Raw genomic sequence first — 6,086 nt, 5'->3', positions numbered from 1 at the left:
CCGGCGCCAGTTCCGGCGGCGCGGCCAGGGGAGTGGCGAGCAGGCAGGCCGCGGCGCCCTCCACCGGCAGGAGGGCGACCGCACGGCCGCGCCTGGCGAAGCGGGGAGAGGGCAGCAGGCCGGTGGCATAGCGCAACAGCCCGGTTCCGCGCGGCGGGCAGGGCACGGCCCTGTCGGCCGGCACGGCCCAGAGGCCGGCCTCGCTGGCTGGGCGGAGATCGTGCTCCGGCCAGAAGGCGGCGAGATGCCGGGCTTCGGTCGGGGCCAGACCCGGAAAGGCGATACCGGACTTCAGGTGGTTCAGCGCCGCCCTCGCACAATCTGAGATGAATCGGATATTAATGTTAAAACCATAGGTAGGTTTTGCCATGCGCACTGCACTGCGGTAAGTTTTTATCATGCAATCAGGCGTGCATGCCACCGGAGTCAAGGATATCAACGTGCTGAAGACCATTCCCGTCAGCATCTCCAGGTTGTTTCCTCTGCTCCTGATCGCGGCCGCCCTGGGGGGATGCGGCAGCCTGCCGGGACTCGGGACGGCCCGGGAGCCCGTTCCTCCCGCCCAGGCCACCCTGCCGCCGCCGCGGCCCGAGGACCCTCTCGCCGCCTTCGCCGCCACCGCGCGGGAGGGCCAGCAGGCGATGCTCCCCCCCGCCCCCGGCGCGCCGCCGGCGCTGGTGCGGGTGGCGCGCAGCTACTTCGCCGGCAGCGGCCGCAACTGCCGCGAGCTGGCGATGGGCGGCGGCCGGGCGGCGCTCTATTGCGAGGACGCCTCCTCCGGCTGGGCGGCGGCGCGGCCGCTGCTGCGCGGCGGCGCCGTGGCGCGGCCGTGATCGAGGACATCCCGCGCCGCCTCCCGAGCAGCGCGCTCTCGGCGCAGATCCGGGTCATCGGCGCGCTGTTCACGCGCGAGATGCTGACCCGGTTCGGCAGCAGCCGGGTTGGCTATGTCTGGCTGTTCGGCGAGCCCATGCTGCTCTCCACCATGATCTCGCTGATCCACTGGAGCAGCGGACATCAGATGCCGAACAACCTGCCGGTCTTCCTGTTCTACGCCCTCGGCTATGTCCCCTTCATGATGTTCCGGTCCATCGTCAACCGGGGCGCGCACGGCATCCAGGCCAATATCTCCCTGCTCTTCCATCGCAGCATCTCGCTGACCGATATCATGTTGGCCCGCAACCTGCTGGAGATGATGGTCTGCGCCGCCGTCATCACGATCTTCGTCGCCGTCGCGATGGTCTTCTTCGGGGAGTATCCGCATCAGCCCGCCGTCTTCGTCGCGGGCCTGCTGATGAGCGCCCTGCTCGGGCACGGCTTCGGCATGCTGCTGGCGGCGCTGCAGGTCTTCTACGAGCCGGTCGAGCGGATCGTGCACCCGCTCACCTATATCCTGATGCCGATCTCGGCGACCTTCTACATGGTCGACATGATGCCGAGCGAGACGCAGGCGCTCCTGCTCTGGAACCCGCTGGTGCATGTGCACGAGCTGAACCGCTGGGCGCAGTTCGGCGACCGCACCATGCCGCATTACGACATCCCCTATGTCCTGATCTGGATCCTGGCACTGAACATCCTGGGCCTGGCCGGGCTGCGCGCCGCCCGATCCCGCCTCTCCATCATGGGCGAGTGAGCATGGCGGGCGCGATCGAGCTGGAGAACGTCTGGAAGAGCTTCGAGGTGCGGCAGGGCACGGCGCGCCGCCACGTGCTGCGCGGCGTCAATGCCCGCATCACGCCGGGCGATCATGTCGGCATCCTGGGTCGCAACGGCGCCGGCAAGTCCACGCTGCTGCGCATCCTGGCCGGGGTCGAGCGGCCGACGCGCGGCCGGGTGCGGCGCGACCTGTCGATGTCCTGGCCGATCGGCGGCAATTACGGCATCCAGTCGAGCCTGACCGGCGCCGCCAACGCCCGCTTCATCGCCCGCCTCTATGGCACGCCGCTGAAGCGCACCGAGGAGTTCGTCGAGGACTTCGCCGAGCTCGGACCCTATTTCCGCGAGCCGGTGCGGACCTATTCCTCCGGCATGTCCTCGCGCCTGCTGATGGCGCTCTCCTTCGCCGTCAACTTCGACTGCTACCTGGTGGACGAGGCGCTCTCCACCGGCGATGCGCGCTTCGCCAACAAGTGCCGCGAGGTGCTCGACACCCGCCGTGCCCACGCCGCGATGATCATCGTCTCGCACAACGCCCTGCATGTGAAGAAGTACTGCAAGACAGCGGCGATCCTGCGGAACGGCATGCTGGAATTCTATGAGGATGTCGATGAAGCTATCGCCGCCTACCAGGGTCTCTGACCCCGCCATCTCCGGCGCGGCGCAGAGCCACGCCGCTCCTCGCCGCCCCTCGCCGCTGCTGCGCAGCCTCTGGCGCAAGCGCTTCTTCCTGCTGCTGGTCGTGCTGCCGACGCTGATCGCCGGCATCTACTTCTACGGCTTCGCCGCCAGCCAGTATGTCTCGGAGGCGCGCTACCTGGTGCGCGGACGGCAGGACAGCCGCGGCGCCAGCTCGCTCACCGAGATGATGGGCGCCGCCGGCTTCAAGCAGGTCAGCGAGGAATCGCTCAGCGTGCGCGACTACCTGCAATCGCACGACGCGCTGCACGCGCTGAAGGAGGGCATCGACATCGTCGGGCTCTACCGGCGGCCGGAGGCGGACCTGCTGGGCCGGCTGTGGTTCGCCGACCCGCCGGACGAGATCCTGAAGATGTACCACGGCATGATGAACACCGTGGTGAACGATTCCACCTCCGGCATCACCACGCTGCGCGCCCGCGCCTTCCGGCCGGAGGACGCGCAGCGCATCGCCGAGGAGCAGCTCCGCCTGGCGGAGCTCTTCGTCAACCATCTCTCCGCGCGCTCGCGGGAGGAGTCGCTGCGCAGCGCGCGCGACGAGCTGGAGCGGGCCGAGCAGCGCGTGCTGGCCTCCCAGGCCGCGATCACCGAGTGGCGGCTGCGCGAGCAGTCGGTCGATCCCACCGGCAACGCGCAGATCGGCATGGAGGGCCTCGGCGCGCTGGAGGGGGCGCTGACCGGCGCCCGCGCCGAGTTGCAGGAGAAGTCGAGCTTCATGCGGCCGGACAACCCGCAGATCGTGACCATCCGCAACCGCATCGCCTCGCTGCAGCGCGAGATCGCCGAGCAGCGGCGCCGCATGACCCATGACGGCGCCCTGCCCGGCCAGCTCGCGACCTATGAGCGGCTGGCGCTGGAGCGGGAGTTCGCCAACAAGCAGCTCGCCTCCGCCACGCTGTCGCTGGAGACGGCGCGGCTCGACGCGCAGCGCCAGCAGATCTTCCTCGCCCGCGTGGTGGAGCCCAACCTGGCCGACTACCCCCTCTACCCCCGCGCCGCCGTCACGCTGCTCAGCATCTTCATCGTCCTCTCGGTGCTCTACGGCATCGGCTGGATGATGCTCGCAGGAATCCGAGAACATGCCTTCTAGCCGCGCGCTCCTGGCCGCCCTCCTCGCCCTCCTGGCCGGTGCCGCCCCTGTCCTGGCGCAGCAGAACCCGCTGCTGAACGCGCCGAGCCCGGGGCTGATGTCGCGCGGCGGCGCCTCTCAGCCGCAGGCGGTGCCGCAGCTGCTGCCCGAGGAGACGATGATCAACCGCGCCGGCAGCACCACCGAGGCGGAGGCCAGCGCCACCGCCGAGGGGCCGCTCGCCGAGCCCTATCGCCCGCCCGGGCCGAGCCGCACCGTCTTCGGCGCCGCCCTCTTCGCGCGCGGCGCGCCCACGCCCTCCGAGACCTCGAACCCGAACTACCGCCTCTCCGCCGGGGACCGGATCAGCGTCCGCGTCTGGGGGCCGGTGGAATCGGAGGTGATGGGCGCCATCGACCCGGACGGCAACCTCTTCCTGCCCTCGATCGGCCCGCTGCGCCTGGCCGGCACCCGCGCCGGCGACCTGCAGCGCACCGTCGAGGCGGAGGTGCGGCGGATCTATACCCAGCAGGTGCAGGTCTATGCCGTGCTGCTCTCGGCCAGCCAGATCGGCGTCTACGTCACCGGCTTCGTCAAGCTGCCGGGCCGGCACCTCGGCTCGGGCTCCGAGACCGTGCTGGACTTCCTGATGCGCGCCGGCGGCGTCGATCCGGTGCGCGGCTCCTACCGCGACATCACCATCAACCGTGGCGGCCGGCCGCTGGTGCGGATCGACCTCTACCCCTTCCTGCTGCAGGGCAAGCTGCCGCGCCTGACGCTGCAGGACGGCGACACCATCGTCGTCGCCAAGCAGGGCTCCACCGTCTCGGCCGATGGCGCGGTGCGCAACAACTACCTCTTCGAGGTGGCCGGCGGCGGCATGGCGGGCAGCGAGCTGCTCGACCTCGCCGGCGCCCTGCCGGCGGTGACCAACGCGGTGATCCGCGGCACGCGGCGCGGCCAGCCCTGGTCGCGCTACGTGGACATGGCGGCGCTGCGGCAGCAGACCCTGCTCGACCAGGACGTCGTCACCTTCATCACCGACGCCCCGGCGCCCACCGTGCGCGTCTTCGTCGAGGGCAGCCGCATCGGTCCCTCGGTGCTGGTCGCCGACCGCGACATGAACCTCTGCCAGCTGCTCGACCATGTCGCGGTGGACGCGGCGCTGGCCGACACCGGGTCGGTCTTCCTGCTGCGGCCGCGCATCGCCGCGCAGCAGCGCCGCGCCATCAACGAGGCGCTGGACCGGCTGGAGCGGCAGCTCTTCACCGCCACCTCCGCCACCACGGGCGTCGCCGAGATCCGCAGCCAGGAGGCGCAGCTCGTCTCCAACTACATCCAGCGCGGCCGGCGGCTGCAGCCCGAGGGGCGCCTCGTGGTGATGGACAATGGCGGCCGCTGCTCGGCGGTGCGGCTCGAGGACGGCGACACCATCGTCATTCCCGAGCGCTCCGACACGGTTCTGGTGGCCGGCGAGGTGACGACGCCGCAGGCCATCCTGTGGCGGCCGGACATGACCATCGACGACTACATCAAGGCCGCCGGCGGCTACACCCAGCGCGGCGACAGCGGCGGGGTGATGATCCGCCGCGCCAGCGGGCAGATCATCCTCGACCCGCGCGAGGGGCCGCGCCCGGGGGATGAGCTGATCATCCTGCCGCAGCTCGGCGCCAAGAGCTTCCAGATCGCCCGCGACCTGCTGCAGCTGATCTACCAGTCGGCGCTGTCGGTGCGGGTGTTCAACTGAGGGCGGGGCGCTGACGCGGCGGGACCGGGAAACCGGCCCCGCGAGCCCCGGCTGCGAAACCCCCGCCCCGCCGGCGGGGGTTTTCTCTTTCCGGCCCTCAGCGCCGCAGGCAGACCACCGCCTGGCGCCTCTCCCAGCCTTCCGCCTCCAGCTCCGGCCGATCGCTTTCCGCCTCCGGCCAGCCCAGGCAGGCATAGCCGATGAAGCGCCAGGCCGCCGGCACGTCGAGCGCCGCCGTCACCGCCTCCGGCTCCAGGATGGAGACCCAGCCGAGGCCCAGCCCCTCGGCCCGCGCCGCGAGCCAGAGCGTGTGCAGCGCCATCACCGCCGAATAGGCCAGGGTCTCCGGCATGGTGCGGCGGCCGAGGCCGTGGCCCTGCTCCGGGTCGGGCAGGCAGAACAGCGCCAGCTGGCAGGGCGCGCGGTCCAGCCCCTCCAGCTTCAGCCGGGCATAGAGCGCGGCGCGCTCCGGCGCCTGCCCGGCCAGGGCCTCGGCATTGCTGCGGGCGAAGAGGGCGCGGATCGCCGCCCGCCGCTCCGGCGATTCGACGCGCACGAAGCGCCAGGGCTGGCTGAGCCCGACCGAGGGGGCCGTGCCGGCCAGCTCCAGCAGCGCGGCGATGCGCGCCTCCGGCACCGGGTCGGGCCGGAAGCGCCGCACGTCGCGGCGCCACAGGAACAGCGCGCGCAACGACTCGCGGAACGCCGCGCCGAACTCGGGCGGCGGCATCAGGCCGGGATGGGCAGCGCCCGGCGGAAGCGGCGGCCCTCCAGCAGCGCCAGCCGCCCGGCCGGATCATCCTCGCGCGCCAGGGCGAAGCCGGTGACGCCGATGCCGATCGGCCGTGCGCCCTCGATCGCCGGCCCCGCCGCGGTGATCTCGACGCGCAGCGCCGCCTCCTCGGCCCCCTCGCC

The 6,086-nt window shown here is 71.4% G+C and carries 7 protein-coding genes; 5 read left to right on the top strand and 2 right to left on the bottom strand.

Annotated features, from left to right (window positions below; translation table 11 throughout):
• The first annotated feature begins 410 nt into the window (after window positions 1–410).
• From ACVMLK_RS19450 to ACVMLK_RS19430, 5 genes are read left to right on the top strand one after another with little or no spacing between them, the layout of a single operon-like run.
• The gene (locus ACVMLK_RS19450; protein WP_457487353.1) at window positions 411–833 is read left to right on the top strand and encodes a hypothetical protein; all 423 of its coding nucleotides are present in this window, start codon (window positions 411–413) and stop codon (window positions 831–833) included.
• Window positions 830–1,633, top strand: a complete 804-nt coding sequence (locus tag ACVMLK_RS19445) for an ABC transporter permease (protein ID WP_422922496.1) — start codon at window positions 830–832, stop codon at window positions 1,631–1,633. Before ACVMLK_RS19450 ends, ACVMLK_RS19445 begins: the two co-directional genes overlap by 4 nt.
• Before the next feature lie 2 nt (window positions 1,634–1,635).
• Window positions 1,636–2,298 carry an ABC transporter ATP-binding protein gene (locus ACVMLK_RS19440; protein WP_198365177.1) on the top strand — a complete coding sequence of 221 codons (663 nt, stop codon included), beginning with the start codon at window positions 1,636–1,638 and terminating at the stop codon, window positions 2,296–2,298.
• On the top strand, window positions 2,267–3,445 hold the full coding sequence (locus tag ACVMLK_RS19435; RefSeq protein WP_422922495.1) for a capsule biosynthesis protein: 1,179 nt from the start codon (window positions 2,267–2,269) through the stop codon (window positions 3,443–3,445). The genes ACVMLK_RS19440 and ACVMLK_RS19435 overlap by 32 nt, the downstream gene beginning before the upstream one ends.
• Window positions 3,435–5,171 (top strand): polysaccharide biosynthesis/export family protein, encoded by a 1,737-nt coding sequence (locus ACVMLK_RS19430; protein ID WP_457487352.1) that lies wholly within the window; start codon window positions 3,435–3,437, stop codon window positions 5,169–5,171. Before ACVMLK_RS19435 ends, ACVMLK_RS19430 begins: the two co-directional genes overlap by 11 nt.
• A gap of 97 nt (window positions 5,172–5,268) precedes the next feature.
• On the opposite strand, the gene bluB is transcribed toward ACVMLK_RS19430, so the two are convergent.
• Together bluB and ACVMLK_RS19420 are read right to left on the bottom strand one after the other, a co-directional pair.
• Complete coding sequence (gene bluB / locus ACVMLK_RS19425) at window positions 5,269–5,901, bottom strand: 5,6-dimethylbenzimidazole synthase (protein ID WP_457487351.1); 633 nt, start codon at window positions 5,899–5,901, stop codon at window positions 5,269–5,271.
• Window positions 5,901–6,086: hypothetical protein (locus ACVMLK_RS19420; protein WP_457487350.1), on the bottom strand; the 186-nt coding region annotated here is incomplete at its 5' end. The genes bluB and ACVMLK_RS19420, both read right to left, overlap by 1 nt.

It is taken from the genome of Teichococcus aerofrigidensis (assembly GCF_054073225.1).
This window is presented reverse-complemented; position numbering and strand designations above follow the sequence as displayed.